Origin of the sequence: Bartonella rattaustraliani AUST/NH4 (assembly GCF_000312565.1) — a bacterium.
GTDB lineage: Bacteria > Pseudomonadota > Alphaproteobacteria > Rhizobiales > Rhizobiaceae > Bartonella > Bartonella rattaustraliani.
The window spans coordinates 1-15275 of the sequence record NZ_CALW02000077.1 but is presented as its reverse complement, the minus strand read 5'-3'; the positions used below and the strand labels follow the sequence as shown (position 1 = coordinate 15275).

Genomic DNA, 15275 nt, shown 5'->3' with positions numbered 1-15275 from the left:
TGCCACTCACTCGAGCATGCCCATAGACCTCACCATAAATTTTCGCACGCTTAAAAACCATGGCATGCCCATAAACTTTCCCATAGTTACAAATATATGCAAAACCTGAAACCTGCGCATCACCATAAATCCTTGCATAACTACAAACCCAAGCGTTATAAAAAACGTGAGCATTGTCATAAATTTTTGCGAATTGAGAAATTAACACCTTGCCATAAACAAAAGCATTGCCATAGACTTGCCCGCGCACGTGCGCATTATTGCGTACCCTTGCATTTTCAAAAACCCTTGCATGGCTATAAGCACAGGCATCATCATAAAGCCAGCAATTGCCTTCGTGAGAGAGATTGCTTTCCTTTTCAACAAAGCCCCCTAGATCACCAGCCTTGACATCACCAAAGTCTCTTAAAGCTTGAATACGATAAACGATTGTCACTTCTTTAGTCATTTTCTTTACATTCGTTTTAAACCGCACCGTGGAATATTTGGAGCGGCCAGCCTCTTTTCTGCTCGACACATTTTTTGGCTCTATACAAACAGAAGAAGCTGAGGAGATTCATTTCGATATTGATCAGTCAAAGCCTCGCCTTGCACCCTTTGTCTCGCCTTTTGTTGCGGGCTGCGTTGTTGCCAATGAAGGCTTTACAACGCAAAGCTTTAAGCCTGCTTATGTGAAAGATAAGCGTCGTTTTGATGCGAATATGCCGCTCAAACGCAGCATTGGTGAGAAGATTGGTGGCGCATTGCCTGCCAGCCGTCGCTCGCGCTCTGCGCAATCAGTTAGAAAATCTTACACGTCGTGAAGAAGTTATGGCAGCTGAAGCTTTAATTAAAGGAACGGTGACTGTTTCAGGTGAAGATTATCCGACCAAGGTCGTTGATTTTAAACGCGATCCGGCTTTGACGCTGGCTCTTACCGGTGCAGCGAAATGGAGCAATATTGATGTACCGGCTTTGGATCAACTCGAAGATTAGGCCGGCTTAATCCAAGAAAAATCTGGCGCTGTGGCACGTCATGTGATCATGGATCCCAAAGCATGGCGCCATTTTTGCAAAAACAAACAAGTAATCGGTCTGCTTGAAATTCGTCGTGGTACAAATGCGACAATTTCAACCGACCCTATAATACGCGGCCAAGGACAGGAGAAAGCACGCTATGTTGGTTCTATCGGGGATTTGGACTTTTATGTCTATAATGACGTTTACATCAATGATGACAGGCAATTGCGGCGCCTACTGCCTGACGCTACAGTTGTGCTTGTCAGCCGTGAGCAATTAGAAGGAACGCGCTGTTATGGCATGATTATGGATGAGAAGGCTTCGTTTAAAGCTTTGCGTTATTTTTCAAAATCATGGCTGGAAGAAGATCCAGCGGTGCGTTGGCTCTTGTTGCAATCTGCGCCGCTTATCGTGCCTTATCGCCCGAATGCGTCCTTATGCGCAACGGTCGCTTAAAAGGAGGAAGCTGATGGAGCTTATAGCAAAAATCTCTCTTCAAACGCCCGATGGTACTGTGCAGTCAGGAGCAATAATTAAACTTGATGATATGGACGCGAATGCTTTAATTGCACGTGGCTTTGCCGAACCAATCGCGCAGACAATGCCGATTAAAACGCCGGAAAATAATGCTCCAGATGCGGATATTTTGAGCATCATGGATGCGATTGCCATGTTGGACACTAATGGCTTTGGTAAAGACGGTAAGCCTTTGATCAAAGCGCTGAAAGATGTACTTGATCGCGATATCAGCCAAGAACAACGTGACGAGGCTTGGAAACGTTATGAGCAAGAAAACGCATCATGATTCCAAGTTTTAAGCTGGCGATCAATCGATTATTCGATCGCTTGGGATTGGATGCCCTTTATTGCGGGAATGGCGAGGAGATTCCTCTCAAAGTTATTTTGAAATCACCCGATCAGATCATTGATTTTAGGCAAACGTACATTCATAGCCCGATCCATATGATGGAGGTGCGAGTAACAGAGATCGCCAATCCAAAAGCGGGCGATGAGGTTAGGCTTGATGGCGCAATCTACCGCGTTCAGGGCGAGTCTATTCAAGATACACATAATTTGGTTTGGAAAATGGAGGTTTTAAGATGCGATTGCAAGCAGCCATAAAAGGTGATCTGGATAAATATCTCAAAACTGAATTATTGGAGGTGGAACAGGCTGTGACAGGTGCGATACGTACAGCCACAACAGGCCTTAAAGCCACGCTGCGCGCACAAGTGGTTGCTGCTGGTCTTGGCGCGCGCTTGGCTAAATCATGGCGCGGCGATGTTTATCCAAAGCGCGGTGTGAGACTTAGTGCCGCTGGCATGGTTTATACCAAAGCAGCCAAGATTATGGCAGGTTTTGAAGAAGGTCAAATCATTAAAGGAAAAGATGGGCTTTGGCTGGCTATTCCAACACCCAATGCGCCCAAACGGGTTTTAGGCAAACGCGTTACACCTGCAAATCTTGAAAGAGCACGTGGCATTAAATTGCGCTTTGTTTATCGTAAGCGTGGCCCATCGCTCCTTGTTGCTGAAAATATGCATGCTTCCTATAGCCGCAAGACCGGTGATTTGCGTGGGTTTAGAAAAGCCTCTTCCTCGGCGCTTAAATCCGGTAATGGTCTTGCTTCGGTGGTGATGTTTTGGATGGTGCCACAGGTAAAAATGCCAAAGCTCATCCGCTTTGAGCCGGAAGCTTTAAAATGGCATAGGCGTATCCCTGAGCTGATCATTAAGCATTGGAAAGATTGAAAATGACATCAAAACGCGAACAGGCCTTGCAGGGCCTTTTTTTATGTCTGCAGCAAGGCTTGCCCAATATCCGTGTTCTTCGCAATGAAGTATTGAGTACAGCCATCTCTGAAGGCGGGCTTGTGGTGTTGCGTGATGGTGAACCCGGGGATCCTGATATTTTGTTATCGCCGCCGCGCTATATTTACAAACACCGCGCTGAAATTGAGGTTTTTGTGCAAAAGGCCAGCATCGCACAGCGTGATAGCGAGTTTGATCAGCTTCTCATGCAGATCGGTGCTGCATTAAACAATGCAGGAACGCTAGATGGTGTCATCGATATTTTAAGCCTTGGGAGCCCTGAAGTTTTGACCGAACTCATTGAGGGTGGCGCGACAATTAAAGCGGCCACTCTACCTGTCACGCTGGAATATGTGACAGAAAACCCATTCGTTTAACGAAACAAATAGGAGAGAAATATGGCGCGTGCTTATGGCTGGAATGCTAGGCTTTTGCTCGGCTTTGAAACAACTTACGGTGAGCCGCCTGCAAGCGGTGATTATAATTTGGTTCCATTTATTTCAAGCGTGTTGGACAGCGAACAAGGCCTCATTGAATCGAGCGTTCTCGGCTTAGGGCGTGACCCAACGACACCTTTCCAAGATGTTATTAATGTTGATGGTGACATTGTTGTACCAGTTGATCTTCGCAATATTGGCTATTGGCTGAAAGCCTTATTTGGAGAGCCAACAACAACAGGAACCGATAGTTACACGCATAGTTTTACATCTGGCAAAGTCAATTTGCCGAGCTTGAGCCTAGAGATTGGTTTGCCTGATGTGCCAGACTACCCGCTTTTTACCGGCGTGCGTGCCGATAGCTGCGCCTTTAATTTTCAGCGATCTGGCGAGGCGCAAGTGACAATAGGCTTGATGGGACAAGCGGAAGTCGCTGCAAGGCAAACACATGCCACCAATCCAAAGGAGGCTATTTACAGCCGCTTTTCGCAATTCCAAGGTTCGATTAAAAGTGCCGGATCAATGCTCGCCAATGTGATAGCCGCTTCGCTGACTTATAGCAATAATCTAGAGAAAATTGAGACCATTCGTGATGATGGCAAAGTTGAGGCGATTGATCCGGGGATGAGCGCACTCACAGGCTCTATCTCTGTGCGTTATGGTGATAACACGCTGATGGATTTAGCACGTTCTGGCACACCGATTGATATTGAGCTGGCTTATACGATTGATGAAGAGCACAAGTTCACAATGACAGCGCATGAAGTTTATCTGCCCAAGCCAAAGCGCAGTATTAGTGGCCCGGGGGGCATTGAAGCCTCTTATGATTTTCAAGGGGCCAAAAATGCCAGTCTTGGAAAAATGCTCACTATTACCCTAACCAATGATGTAGAGGATTATGCTTAATGCTTAAATTATCGCTACCGACTGAGCCTTATTGGCTTGATGTTGGATTTGATGTGCGCATAAAGGTTCGACCTTGTACAAGTGCTATATTTTATCAGGCGCGCGCTTTCATGAACCAGAAATTACAAAGTCTTGGCGAGGCTTACCGTGCGCAAAAAGATGTCGGTGTAGCGCAGTCAGATTTACCCAATCTTGAAGAGAGCAATGTACGCGAAGCCCTAGCTGAGCAATATTTAACACTTGGCCTAGCGCGTGCTGGCATTATTGAATGGGAAGGCATTTGTGAGGCTGATAGCGATGTGCCAGCGTCCGTGACGTCTCAAAAGATTGAGGAGCTTTTTGCTGCCTATTGGGTGATTGCCGAAACATTTCGTCAGCAATATACGGGTCTGCGCGAAATGTTGGAATCGGAAAAAACGCCTACGGGCTCGTATCCAATGGCACTTTGGGGACGGGCTAAAATACTGCAACAGCTGCTTTGAGCAAGACCGCGCCTGCGCAAAGGGGCAAAAAGGCGAAAACGGCAAACAATGCCCCTATCATGAACACAGCCTGAAAACATTAGAGGGTTGGCAGGCTTTTGATATTCGCTGCAAATTAGTCACACAAATTCGTGAACGCTTTCCTTTAGAGACTGCATTGCAGTTAAGTCACGCGCTTGGCTACGAGCCTCAAGCCATGGCGGAGCTGCTGCCTGAAGCCGCTATGGCAACGCTTTTGGTACTTAAGGAAATAAACAATCATGGCAGCAGCGACTAAAAAACTTTCCATTCGTTTGGCTACAGTTGGTGGTGAAGAGGTGCGACGTGAATTTAGTCGCTTAGGGCGTGAAGGTCCGCAAGCTTTTGACAAGATCACTCATGCTACACGCCCAGCCAATGCAAGTCTTAAAGCGGTTGATGCATCAGCTCGAACTTTAAATGGGGTCTTCCGTCAAGCTGCAACGCTTGTGGGCGTTTATGCGGGTATTTCTGGTATTAGTCGCTCGCTTGGTTTTATTGTTTCCACCAACCGTGAATTTGAAAAACTCTCAGCCAGTTTAAAAACAGTTACCGGTTCTGTGGCGGCAGCAGATAATGCCCTTAAAATGGTTGAAGATCTTGCTTTTTCAACGCCTTTTAACGTGCAACAACTGACGCAAGCTTTTATCAAATTAAAAGCCTTAGGGCTTGAGCCGTCACGAGAAGCATTGGCCTCTTATGGCAATACGGCCTCCGCAATGGGCAAAGACTTTATGCAGTTTATTGAGGCGATTGCCGATGCTGTGACAGGTGAATTTGAGCGTCTTAAGGAATTTGGTATTAAAGCAAGCACGCAAGGCGAGCAAGTTGCTTTTACGTTCCAAGGTGTAACCACCACCATTGGCAAAAATGCAGAGGAGACCGAGCAATATTTGCGTAAAATTGGGCAGGTGCAATTTGCTGGCGCTATGTCTGAGCAGATGAAAACCTTGAATGGTATTATCAGCAATATTGGCGATAATTTTGCAAAATTTGCCTGCGAGGTTGGTGCTGGTGGTTTGAATGACGCATTACGTGATGTCGTCTTGCGTTTAAAAGATGCGACAGACAATGGAAAAGAGGCGGCGCACGTTCTTGGTCAAACCTTGGGCAATATTGTAAGGGTAACAGCAGACGCGCTTGGTTTTCTCGTGCGCAATGCGGATTTAGCGGTTCAAGGTCTTGCGGCGATTTTAATTGCTCGAACGGTGAGTGCTGCGATTGGGGCCATGAATGTTGCCATATTGGGTAATGCTGGCGCGATTGTGGGTTTTCGCTTAATGGCGCAGGTTTCTATGGCAAGCGCTGCAAAAATGGTGCTGGTTGAAGGGGCCGCTAAATTGGCGACGCTCGCGATGGCTGGTTTGCGCAGTGTCATGCTTTTACTAGGCGGCCCCGCGGGGATTATCGTTTTGGCAGGCCTTGCGCTTTATAAATTAGCCCAAGGCCATGATGCGGCAGGTAAAGCGGCGAAAGACCATGCTGCAGAAATGGAGGAGTTGCGCGCAAGCCTCAAAAAAACTACAGATAGTATTGAAGAATTGAATACCGCGTCTCGCAATGAAGCCTTGGCGCGTTTGACAGAAAAGTTACAGATTGCCCAAGAAAATATTTGTGATGTTACCTATCAATTGCAACGCGGAGAGATTGGCGGATTTTGGGATCAATTTTCCAGGGTCGGTACCCAACTCAATACGGACTTAGCGTATATTCGAAGAGCCTTCATAGAAGGCAAAATTAGCGTTGATCAATATCAAGAGGCTATCTGGGCTTTGGCTGTTAAATATCCTGATTTTACGAAAAACGCCAAACAAATCCAAGAACAAGTTTTAGCTTTGAAAGCGGCAGAACTCGCCGCTAAACGCGCAGGCGCTGCGATCGATCAGTTACGCTCTGGCGTCACACAAAGTGCAGCAGAACAAGCAAAACCTGACGCTCCTCAAGCGCCACCGCAACCAGTGGCACCAAAACAACTTGATGACAAGCAAGAAGAAAAAATTCGCTCTTACATTCAAAGGTTGGAGGATGAGAAAAAAGCATTAAAGTGCGTTATTGCCGCGCGCTCCCTTGAGGGAGATGCTCTTAAAGATGCGCGTATTCTTAATGAGCAAGAACAAGTTTTGCGTCGTTTAGGTATTGATTTAACCAAGGATCAAAGCAGCCAAACATTACAATACGCACAGCATATTCGAGATCTCATTGCTCGCAAATATGAATTGGAACAAGCGGATCAATCAGCGCAAACAGCAACAAGAAGCCAGTCTGATACGGTAAAAGAGATCACGCGTGCTTATAATGCATTAAAATCAGAAACCGAACAAGCAACGTTAAGGGCGATTGAGTGGCGAGAAGAAGCATTAAGAGGCCTTGATGCAACAAGTGCTGGCTATGCAACGTTCCGTGCGCAAGTTGAGGAAGTTTTTCAGCATATGCTACGGGAAGCGCGTGAAAAATATTTAGAAAACTCAAAATACTGGGCTGATGGACTAAAACGTGGTTTTCAAGATATCGTCAATGACGCACAAAATATGGCTGCACAAACAGAAAATTTGGTCAAAAATGCTTTTAAAGGCATGGAAGATGCTCTTGTGAGTTTTGTGACCACTGGAAAGCTTGACTTTAAATCGCTTATCGATTCCATCATTGCCGATCTTGTGCGCTTACAAATTCGTAACAGCATTATTGGGCCATTGGCCGATGCTTTAGGCGGCTTTAATTTTGGTTCATTGTTCGGTTTAGCGCATACAGGCGGTGTGATTGGTAGCGATGCGCTTGAGAGCAGAAGCGTTAATCCAGCGCTCTTTTCCGGCGCGCATAAATTCCATAGTGGTGGCATTGTTGGCAATGAAGTGTCGATTATCGCCAAGCGTGGTGAGACGGTATTCACGCCGGGGCAAATGCGCCTTTTAAGTGCAAGGATTCAAGGGCATGGCGCGGGTAAAGTCGAGGTTCATGTTCACAATAATGCTGCAGGTATTCAAGCAAAAACGCAAGCGTCTCAGTGTCCCGATGGGGGAAGCAGGCTTGATATTATCATTGAGCAGATTGAAAGCCAAATGACACGCAATGTGGCACGTGGCGAAGGATTGGCGCCAACGTTAGGGTGTCGCTATGGGCTCAATCCAGCAGCAGGGAGCTATCGATGATCACATGGCCGCAAACGCTGCCTTTGCCGACAATTGAAGGTTATAGCATTCAACCTTCTGATGCTATTTTACGCACAGAAATGGAAGCGGGTCCAGTGAGGCAAAGGCGTCGTGTTACGCAAGTGCCAAGCCGTGTTTCTGTGCGATGGATTATGTGTCGTGACCAATTTGCTCTGTTTGAAGCATGGTACCATTGGAAAGCCAAGGAAGGCGGTGCGTGGTTTGAGATTGAGCTTTTAGGCGGGCTTGGGCTCTTGATGCAAGAAGCACGTTTTACGCAGCAATTTCAAGCGCAATTATTGGCTGGTCTAAAACATTATGGGAAATTCGCTGCGAACTCGAAATTCGCGAGCACCCCGTGTTTGATGAGGGCATATTGGACTTATTGCGCATCGAAGATGCGCAGGGGCTGATAACAAGTGCTACTCAATTACACCTTCTCGTGCATCAAACGCTACCACAACGCGTAGGATATATTTAGGCTAAAGGTTCTGTAAAGACGATATGTTGCTCTAACCATAATTTGAGCGCATTAAAATTAAATTGATTAGTCTGGTAAAGTTTGATGATAAAATCGAAAGTTTGGTCGGGATCGTCGGCAAGATAAGCGCCATTTATAACTAAAAATGTATGCATCACGGCGAAAGCAACCCTTTTATTGCCATCAATGAAGGGGTGGTTTTGCGAGAGGCTTTCCCATAAAGCCGCCGCTTCTTCTGTGAGATTGGTATAATATTTTAATTGCGGGCGATATAAGGCCGCTTCTAGCGCGCCAAGATCTCTTACCCCTAAAGTGCCGCCATAGCGTTTGATTTGATCTTCATGAATAGCAAGCGCTTCTACCAGAGTGATGTAAGTGATCATTTAGCCAGCTTTTGATAGAGTTCCACATATTTGTCGTGGCTTTTATTGTAAGCAGACATGATTTGCGCGCGGGGTCGTTCATATTTACGCTTTTCAAGCAGATCGCGCAAAGCCTCATCAACAAGCGCTTGGATTTGTTTGCCTTCTTGTTCAGCCAAACTGTAAAGATGGTTTAAAATTTCACTATCGACTTGTGTTGCAAATTTTTTTCGCAATTGAGCCATGGCGCGCCTTTTCACATGAAGTGGTTTATTCTCTACACATTATCATGACGTATCATGATATGTCAAGAAATTAGCGCAGCGTGCTTGTTTTACAAGTTTTTTTAAGCTGAGAGGAGAGATTTATGAATTTGCAAAAAAGCTTGGAGGAGCGATTGCGTGCGTCCAAGTGGATAGTAAAATTCTGCATGAGCTTGTGCACGGCGATGATGAAACAAATGTTCCCACTGAAGGTGGCGATGTAAAAACTGTTGCCAAAACCATTAAAGAGATCGAGGAGCATATCCAAAGCGAACTTGATGATCTTGGCGCAACAACAGATCAAATCGCGCAGACTTTAGACCAAGCGCAAGCCTACCGTGATGAAGCTAAATCATCGGTGCAATCCGCGATAGATGCGGCTCATGCGCTTCATCTACCAAGTGACATTCGTGGCCAAGCTGGCAAACTTCTAGCGATCAACCAAAACGAAGATGGCTTCGAGGTGATTGAATCTGTTGGCGTATTTTATGGTTTGCGTGTCGATGGTTCAGAACTTACCGCTATTACGGGCCAAGGTAGATATGATGCCAATCACTTTAGTACGTGGTTCATTACGCTACCGGGTGTGGATTTTACCATCAATGAGGATGGCCACCTTATTATCAATATTTGAATGAGGAAAATATGACGCAGATAGACCTTGGGAATATCCGTATAAAATGGCGAGGGGCTTATGATCCAAAACAGCACTATATCCGTCATGATGCTGTTGCGTTTAAGGGCTCCAGCTTTATTGCGAAGCGGAATGTGACGAATGTTACCCCTGTTCAAGGCGCTGACTGGGATTTAATGGCCGCTGGCAGTGATCAATTGACGCAAGAAGGGGATTTACTCACCTATGATGGTAATAAGCCCGTAAAGCTTGCCCGTGGAGGCAATGCGCAAATTTTACAAATGAACGGCAACAAACCTACTTGGCAAAATCAAGCGCTTGATCCAGCGCGGCGTGTCTGGAAGCTTGGCAAAATCACGAGGTATGGCAGTCGGTATACGCGTATTTATCTGATGGCCAATGGCCTTATCAAAGCATGCGGTATGGGTAACAATTATGCCAATGGTAATCCATCTGGTAAGGATATTTATATGCCCAATACTGTTGCAACAGAAGATTCCACAGTGCGCTTTGTTGATTTTTTTCGGGTGGGCAGCAGCATTATGGCCTAACCGCAGATGGGCAAGTGTACTCATGGGGTTATAATAATTATGATCAATTAGGACATGGCGATACGGTGACCCGAGCCATTGCTAAGCGCATTGACGATTTCGTTAAAAATAAAATTAAAATAGCACGCATTATTCTGGGACAACCGAACTATTATGACTATGGTGTTGCTTATTTCCTAACGACAGATGGGCGTATCTATGCATGTGGATATGGAGGCAATGGTAACCTTGGAACCGGTACGACATCCCATCAATATACACCTACCTGTTCGTTGTGGCGCATTAGAAAATATTACGGATGTTGGTATCTCGAGCTATCCTTATAGTATATATGCGATTGATAAAAATGGCGCCCTTTGGGTGTGGGGGCGAAATAATAACGGGCAACTAGGCTTTGGTGATACAGTAGATCGCAGTACACCACTTTTAAATGTTGCAATGAAAAATATTATCAAAGCAATCCCTGCTTCTGGCTCTGATCCATCAGGAGAAAATTTGGCAGGGTGTGGGTTCGTATTGCAATCTAATGGATCTGTTTGGGCTGTCGGCTATAATGGTTTTGGCCAACTTGGTTTGGGGGACACAACATCACGCAGTAGTTTTACGCAAATTCCCTTATCTGAGAGTGTGATTGATATTTCTATAACAGATGGCAAATATGGCTCTGTAGACGCTTTAACCAACCAAAGGCAAGTTTATCTTTGGGGAGCAAATGGATACGGCCAACTTGGAACCGATAATACAAATAGCCAATATAGTCCATTCAAGCCCAAAGGTGCGTTTCAAGGCAAGGTCACACGAGTACAAATTGGTGGTGGCATCAGTTATGACGGGTGCATTATTCAGTGTGGTAATGAATTATGGGCAGCAGGTTATAATGAATATAGCAATCTTGGCCTTGGTCATGCGCAAAAAACAAATAATAGCTTCCAAAAAATAATGGGCATCTCTGGTAAAATTATTGACTGGAATGTGTATGGTTCTGGCACATTTGCTTGGGGACTTGGTGTCTTATAGAGGAGGGGCGGGTTGATGCTTGTGGTTATAATTCTAGCTATGGAGAAACTGGCACACAATCGGGTAATTTGCATAATACTTTGAAATTAACCAATGTCCACTTTTAGGAGGCAAGAATGAATGTAAGGTCCTATTTATGGGAGCATGCGCCGCATTTTGTTGAAAGCGACATTACACCTATTCATCTTGCTGATTTCAATGAGTGTCGTTATTATGCCTTTGCTTCAGGGCTGACGCCACCAGCAGGCGGCAAGTCTATCAGCCAAGATGAGCTGGTTGATATTCTTGCAAATAGTCAACTTATTCGCCAGATCAAACAAGAAGCAGAAAGGCGTATTTTAGCCCTTGCGCCGTTATGGAAGCAGCAAAACGCCCTCGCTGATATTTATTCATTGCGCGCGCGCTCAGACCTTGATGAGGCAGAGCAAACAAGGCTCACAGAAGCTCAAGCTCTGTTAAAAGAAATTGCGCGTTTGCGCTCTCGTTCCAATGAAATCGAAGTCTCGTTCTTAAACGGCATCGCGATTGACTATGGAACGGACAGAGCATGGAAGGAAGACCATGTCTGATCCCACATTAACGGCAGCACTGGCGGAGGCTTATGCTTCAAGCCCAAGTGATGTGGTTATTTTGCACACATTAGAGCTGCGTCACCCCGCATTTAAAGACGATAATGGTGCGCCTATTGGCGTGCGTTTGGTGCGTGATTATCAGGATTTACTGGCCAAGCTTGAGGCGACCGCGCCCCTAAACCCGGACGAGTATGTTACCTTCATTGCACTAGGCTTTGATCTTGGGCTCCCACCCGTCGATACGTCTCCCGTGCCGGAAATTACTGTTACGATTGATAAGGTTAGCCGAGAGTTGATCAAGCATCTGGATGCTGCCGTTGAGAGCGCGGAAAAGATAGAGATTACTTATCGGCCTTATTTGAGCAATGATCTCTCAGGCCCGCAAATGGACCCGCCCATCACGTTGACTTTAACGCAGGTTGAGGCTGATGTCAGTCGCGTTGTGGGACGCGCACGTATGCTTGATGTCGGCAATAAAAGCTTTCCCGCTGAAAATTACACATCGAAGCGGTTTCCAAGTCTGACGCGCTAATTCTCTTAAAGGAAATATCATGAACGAATTGACCCCACAGCCCGATGGGCTGCATTGGGCGCTGCCCTATATTGGCCTGCCGTGGCAAGTGGGCGCAAAAGACCCCGACAGCTTTGACTGTTGGGGCCTTCTTATTTGGCTGCAAAAACATCATTTTAACCGAGATTTACCTGACATTCCCGTCCTTGATATTGATTTAAAGAAAATCGCTTTAACATTCCGCAATCATCCAGAACGCAAAAGGTGGAGGCGCGTCAATCGCCCCAAGCAAGGCGATGCGGTGCTGATGCGCCAATCCCGTCACCCCATTCATGTTGGCTTGTGGGTGAGCATCAGCCCAACGGAGCAAGGTGTTCTTCACTGTATTAAAGGCAGTGGCGTGGTTTTCCAAAATACCGCCAGCCTTAAACTTTCTGGCTGGCAAATTGAGGGCTTTTATCGACTTGCGCGCAAGCCCCGTAAGTCTGCTTCATAAAATTGCGAGGTTCTCATGTTTGCTTGCGTCCAGATGCTCCACAACCCCTTTATGCCGTCACGGGCGCGTGAGATCTTCCCTGTTGACCAGCCGATGACTATTCGCGTCTGGCTTAATAAAGTTGGTATTGATGAGTTTGTACGGCCAACGCTCTGCTTGTTTAATGGCAAAGCGGTTTTACGCGAACACTGGCATAAAATGACGATTGGCTTTGCGGATATTGTCACTTTTATTACACTTCCCCAAGGCGGAGAAGGTGGTGGCGGCAAGATCCTACGTTCTGTCTTAGGGCTGGCTTTAATGATTGCTGCGCCTTATGCGGGTGCGGCACTCGCGGGCGCTATGGGGATTACCGGCGCGACAGGTATTGCCCTAATGACAGCTGGTGTAACTTTGGCAGGCGGTGCTTTGCTCAACGTGTTGGTGCCGCCACCATCTCCCTCGACAAGCTTGAATAATGGCTTTGGCAATATTCCCAATGCCAGTCCAACTTATTCCTTACAAGCCCAAGGCAATCAGGCGCGCATCAGCCAGCCTATACCTGTCATCTATGGCCGACATATTATTTATCCCGACTTGGCTGCAACACCCTACGTGCTTTACAAAAATAATGAGCAATATTTGCATCAATTACACTGCATTGGGCAAGGTGAATATGATCTTGAGCAGATTCGTATTGAAGATACGCCAATTCGCTCGTTTGAAGAAATCAAGTATGAAATTATCCCGCCCGGCAAAGCCGTCACTCTGTTTGACACCGATGTCGTCACCGCACCAGAAGTTGCTGGTCAAGAATTGCTCAGCACAAGTGACGGCGGTGATTGGATCGGGCCTTTTGTCGCCAATCCTGCGCAAACCAAATGCCATCAGATCAGCATCGATATTATCCTGCCGCGGGGGCTTTATTATGCAAATGATAGCGGGAATTTAAGCGCTTATACGATTAAGTGGCAAATTGAAGCGCGCAAGATCGATGATCAGGGCGCGGCCATAGGGCCATGGCAAAGGCTTGGCAATGCAAGCGTGACAAAAGCCACAACAACACCGCAGCGCCTTACCTATGATTATAAAGTCGAACTAGGGTGCTATGAAGTGCGCGCCTTGCGTCAAGATTCAAAAGACACATCAACACGCGCTGGACATGAATTGCGTTGGGCTGGCTTAAAAGCCGTGCTCAATGGAAAACCTGATTTTGGCGATATCACCTTACTTGCCATGAAGATGCGCAGAAGAGTATTATCATAAAAAACACAACAAAGTCAATAGCTTGTATGCAATTATTTTATATGAATCCACTTAAGAATCCACACTTTTGTATATGATTCAATTGACCATTTTTTATCAACAATTGCTATTTATAAATAAAGTATGAAAAGCAAATCATGACACAAATCTTATAACGCATGTGAGCATTCAAAAGCAGTAATCATTCATAACAATTCAATAATACGTTTTAATCATAAAATCGATAGTTACTATTAGACACAATCGTTTGAAATTATCCAATCAATATAATTGCATGTGTTTAAATCATATCTTAACAAACGTTAAAAATTGTTAGCTCTAAAAAACAACGCCTTTAAAATTGGAGCGGTTAATTTTGCTAGCTAAAATATAAAGCGACTTTTGATAGATATCCCCAAAATTGGGGTTATCTACTTTAGAAGTATAATTTTCAAGTATCTCTTATATCACGCATAAGTGAAACTGAAATTACTCATTTCAAAATTCGAGAGCGTTAAGTTTATTCACCCCAATTTTGGGGGCAGTAAAATCAGTCAATCCAAAATTGGATTCGCTAATTTCCTCAAACATTCTCTTGATATCATGACTAGGCATAGTTGAAACAAGCCATTGTTTGTTTGTCTTATGAGAGATTGCTTTCAAAACCAACGCTTGCAAGGCAAGCATAAAATCAAAAGAGCGGGTTTATTGCTAATTTACACTTACCAACGCATTTACTCTTAATTGGATTGATAGAGACCTTACAAAACGTTTGATTTATGAATAGGTTTTGATTTTGAGAATGTAAGTGATTTCAATTGATGCTTTCAAATATTGAGAGCGTTATCAGAATAAGTTTTATCGTAAACGCTGTATTCACAGTTTTTCTCTTCATATCAAATATAACAAGAATGCTTTCCTATTTAACATTTATGCTTTTTTGGATAACGTTTCATAATGACAATAAAGAGCTTGCAATATGATACGTTTTGTATATATACGTCCATGACTCCATTGTGGGTGATTAATTTTAATCATTAGAATTGTTATTTGAAAGTCGCGTCATATCATGGCACGGCTTTCTTTTTTGAATGTTCTCTTGTTAAGACGTTTAAAGAATAAAAGGCACCTCCCATGCCTATCATTCATTATTCTTTAATATATCAACAATTTTACGTCCTTTATAAACCTCCTGATGATTTTTAATAGAGCTTATTTTGCTTTTTTTATCGAGAATAGCAGTGCCATAGACTTTCCCCCAAACCTTAATCTTGTGGGAAATTTTCGCTCTATCATAAACAGAACCATAAATTTCAGCGGTGCCACTCACGCGAGCATGCCCATAGACCTCACCATAAATTTTGG

20 protein-coding genes and 2 pseudogenes are annotated in these 15275 nt (G+C 45.0%); 18 read left to right on the top strand and 4 right to left on the bottom strand.

All coding sequences use genetic code 11. The annotated features are described in order from the left end of the window. A partial coding sequence (locus BN67_RS10185) for a hypothetical protein (protein ID WP_019223979.1) occupies positions 1 to 448 on the bottom strand: 448 nt, incomplete at its 3' end. A gap of 37 nt (positions 449 to 485) precedes the next feature. On the opposite strand from BN67_RS10185, the gene BN67_RS15265 reads away from it, so the two are divergent. From BN67_RS15265 to BN67_RS13020, 10 genes and pseudogenes are all read left to right on the top strand, one after another. Continuing rightward, on the top strand, positions 486 to 803 hold the full coding sequence (locus BN67_RS15265; RefSeq protein ID WP_051011295.1) for a major capsid protein: 318 nt from the start codon (positions 486 to 488) through the stop codon (positions 801 to 803). Next, positions 694 to 1455, top strand: a pseudogene (locus BN67_RS15070) (major capsid protein). Before BN67_RS15265 ends, BN67_RS15070 begins: the two are co-directional and overlap by 110 nt. A 13-nt stretch (positions 1456 to 1468) precedes the next feature. Then, positions 1469 to 1804 carry a hypothetical protein gene (locus BN67_RS10175; RefSeq protein ID WP_019223976.1) on the top strand — a complete coding sequence of 112 codons (336 nt, stop codon included), beginning with the start codon at positions 1469 to 1471 and terminating at the stop codon, positions 1802 to 1804. Further along, entirely contained in the window at positions 1801 to 2121 is a 321-nt protein-coding gene (locus BN67_RS10170) for a head-tail joining protein (protein ID WP_019223975.1), read from the top strand. Before BN67_RS10175 ends, BN67_RS10170 begins: the two co-directional genes overlap by 4 nt. Then, complete coding sequence (locus BN67_RS10165) at positions 2100 to 2750, top strand: DUF6441 family protein (RefSeq protein ID WP_019223974.1); 651 nt, start codon at positions 2100 to 2102, stop codon at positions 2748 to 2750. The genes BN67_RS10170 and BN67_RS10165 overlap by 22 nt, the downstream gene beginning before the upstream one ends. A 59-nt stretch (positions 2751 to 2809) precedes the next feature. After that, positions 2810 to 3187, top strand: coding sequence for an acyl-CoA transferase (locus BN67_RS10160; RefSeq protein WP_156791666.1), 378 nt, complete (start codon positions 2810 to 2812; stop codon positions 3185 to 3187). A gap of 21 nt (positions 3188 to 3208) precedes the next feature. Beyond that, the gene (locus BN67_RS10155) at positions 3209 to 4153 is read left to right on the top strand and encodes a phage tail tube protein (protein WP_019223972.1); all 945 of its coding nucleotides are present in this window, start codon (positions 3209 to 3211) and stop codon (positions 4151 to 4153) included. Continuing rightward, entirely contained in the window at positions 4153 to 4635 is a 483-nt protein-coding gene (locus BN67_RS10150) for a hypothetical protein (RefSeq protein WP_019223971.1), read from the top strand. The genes BN67_RS10155 and BN67_RS10150 overlap by 1 nt, the downstream gene beginning before the upstream one ends. Positions 4636 to 4895: 260 nt before the next feature. After that, the gene (locus BN67_RS10145) at positions 4896 to 7799 is read left to right on the top strand and encodes a phage tail tape measure C-terminal domain-containing protein (RefSeq protein ID WP_019223970.1); all 2904 of its coding nucleotides are present in this window, start codon (positions 4896 to 4898) and stop codon (positions 7797 to 7799) included. After that, the gene (locus tag BN67_RS13020; protein WP_202802738.1) at positions 7796 to 8212 is read left to right on the top strand and encodes a hypothetical protein; all 417 of its coding nucleotides are present in this window, start codon (positions 7796 to 7798) and stop codon (positions 8210 to 8212) included. Before BN67_RS10145 ends, BN67_RS13020 begins: the two co-directional genes overlap by 4 nt. 64 nt (positions 8213 to 8276) lie before the next feature. Here BN67_RS13020 and BN67_RS10135 read toward each other — a convergent pair whose 3' ends face one another. Next, positions 8277 to 8663, bottom strand: coding sequence for a type II toxin-antitoxin system death-on-curing family toxin (locus tag BN67_RS10135; protein WP_019223969.1), 387 nt, complete (start codon positions 8661 to 8663; stop codon positions 8277 to 8279). Next, a complete protein-coding gene (locus BN67_RS10130; protein ID WP_019223968.1) occupies positions 8660 to 8887 on the bottom strand; it encodes a hypothetical protein in 228 nt (75 codons plus the stop codon). The genes BN67_RS10135 and BN67_RS10130 overlap by 4 nt, the downstream gene beginning before the upstream one ends. A gap of 166 nt (positions 8888 to 9053) precedes the next feature. Here BN67_RS10130 and BN67_RS10125 point away from each other — a divergent pair, with 166 nt between their 5' ends. The 8 genes from BN67_RS10125 to gpJ all read left to right on the top strand — a co-directional run bounded on the left by BN67_RS10125 (position 9054) and on the right by gpJ (position 13931). Further along, a complete protein-coding gene (locus BN67_RS10125) occupies positions 9054 to 9539 on the top strand; it encodes an ATP synthase subunit B family protein (RefSeq protein WP_019223967.1) in 486 nt (161 codons plus the stop codon). Positions 9540 to 9550: 11 nt separating this feature from the next. Further along, complete coding sequence (locus BN67_RS10120) at positions 9551 to 10090, top strand: hypothetical protein (protein ID WP_019223966.1); 540 nt, start codon at positions 9551 to 9553, stop codon at positions 10088 to 10090. Positions 10091 to 10104: 14 nt separating this feature from the next. Then, the gene (locus BN67_RS15440) at positions 10105 to 10416 is read left to right on the top strand and encodes an RCC1-like domain-containing protein (protein WP_083871998.1); all 312 of its coding nucleotides are present in this window, start codon (positions 10105 to 10107) and stop codon (positions 10414 to 10416) included. After that, complete coding sequence (locus BN67_RS10115; protein WP_425277079.1) at positions 10301 to 11107, top strand: RCC1 domain-containing protein; 807 nt, start codon at positions 10301 to 10303, stop codon at positions 11105 to 11107. The genes BN67_RS15440 and BN67_RS10115 overlap by 116 nt, the downstream gene beginning before the upstream one ends. A 116-nt stretch (positions 11108 to 11223) precedes the next feature. Further along, complete coding sequence (locus BN67_RS10110) at positions 11224 to 11676, top strand: hypothetical protein (protein WP_019223965.1); 453 nt, start codon at positions 11224 to 11226, stop codon at positions 11674 to 11676. Beyond that, positions 11669 to 12211, top strand: coding sequence for a DUF1833 family protein (locus tag BN67_RS10105; protein WP_019223964.1), 543 nt, complete (start codon positions 11669 to 11671; stop codon positions 12209 to 12211). Before BN67_RS10110 ends, BN67_RS10105 begins: the two co-directional genes overlap by 8 nt. 19 nt (positions 12212 to 12230) lie before the next feature. Then, on the top strand, positions 12231 to 12686 hold the full coding sequence (locus BN67_RS10100) for an NlpC/P60 family protein (RefSeq protein WP_019223963.1): 456 nt from the start codon (positions 12231 to 12233) through the stop codon (positions 12684 to 12686). Between the two features lie 15 nt (positions 12687 to 12701). Continuing rightward, on the top strand, positions 12702 to 13931 hold the full coding sequence (gene gpJ, locus BN67_RS13015; RefSeq protein WP_019223962.1) for a TipJ family phage tail tip protein: 1230 nt from the start codon (positions 12702 to 12704) through the stop codon (positions 13929 to 13931). Between the two features lie 1120 nt (positions 13932 to 15051). Here the strand turns inward: gpJ and BN67_RS14535 are convergent. Then, positions 15052 to 15275, bottom strand: a pseudogene (locus tag BN67_RS14535) (hypothetical protein); the annotation flags it as partial.

Bases quoted from the DNA above. Each gene is read 5' to 3' on its own strand.
- BN67_RS10155 (WP_019223972.1), top strand. From the start codon at position 3,209: ATGGCGCGTGCTTATGGCTGGAATGCTAGGCTTTTGCTCGGCTTTGAA.
- BN67_RS10115 (WP_425277079.1), top strand. From the start codon at position 10,301: ATGGAGGCAATGGTAACCTTGGAACCGGTACGACATCCCATCAATATA.
- BN67_RS10145 (WP_019223970.1), top strand. From the start codon at position 4,896: ATGGCAGCAGCGACTAAAAAACTTTCCATTCGTTTGGCTACAGTTGGT.
- BN67_RS10110 (WP_019223965.1), top strand. From the start codon at position 11,224: ATGAATGTAAGGTCCTATTTATGGGAGCATGCGCCGCATTTTGTTGAA.
- BN67_RS10175 (WP_019223976.1), top strand. From the start codon at position 1,469: ATGGAGCTTATAGCAAAAATCTCTCTTCAAACGCCCGATGGTACTGTG.
- gpJ (WP_019223962.1), top strand. From the start codon at position 12,702: ATGTTTGCTTGCGTCCAGATGCTCCACAACCCCTTTATGCCGTCACGG.
- BN67_RS10135 (WP_019223969.1), bottom strand. From the start codon at position 8,663: ATGATCACTTACATCACTCTGGTAGAAGCGCTTGCTATTCATGAAGAT.
- BN67_RS10165 (WP_019223974.1), top strand. From the start codon at position 2,100: ATGCGATTGCAAGCAGCCATAAAAGGTGATCTGGATAAATATCTCAAA.
- BN67_RS10120 (WP_019223966.1), top strand. From the start codon at position 9,551: ATGACGCAGATAGACCTTGGGAATATCCGTATAAAATGGCGAGGGGCT.
- BN67_RS10105 (WP_019223964.1), top strand. From the start codon at position 11,669: ATGTCTGATCCCACATTAACGGCAGCACTGGCGGAGGCTTATGCTTCA.
- BN67_RS10130 (WP_019223968.1), bottom strand. From the start codon at position 8,887: ATGGCTCAATTGCGAAAAAAATTTGCAACACAAGTCGATAGTGAAATT.
- BN67_RS10170 (WP_019223975.1), top strand. From the start codon at position 1,801: ATGATTCCAAGTTTTAAGCTGGCGATCAATCGATTATTCGATCGCTTG.
- BN67_RS13020 (WP_202802738.1), top strand. From the start codon at position 7,796: ATGATCACATGGCCGCAAACGCTGCCTTTGCCGACAATTGAAGGTTAT.
- BN67_RS10100 (WP_019223963.1), top strand. From the start codon at position 12,231: ATGAACGAATTGACCCCACAGCCCGATGGGCTGCATTGGGCGCTGCCC.
- BN67_RS10150 (WP_019223971.1), top strand. From the start codon at position 4,153: ATGCTTAAATTATCGCTACCGACTGAGCCTTATTGGCTTGATGTTGGA.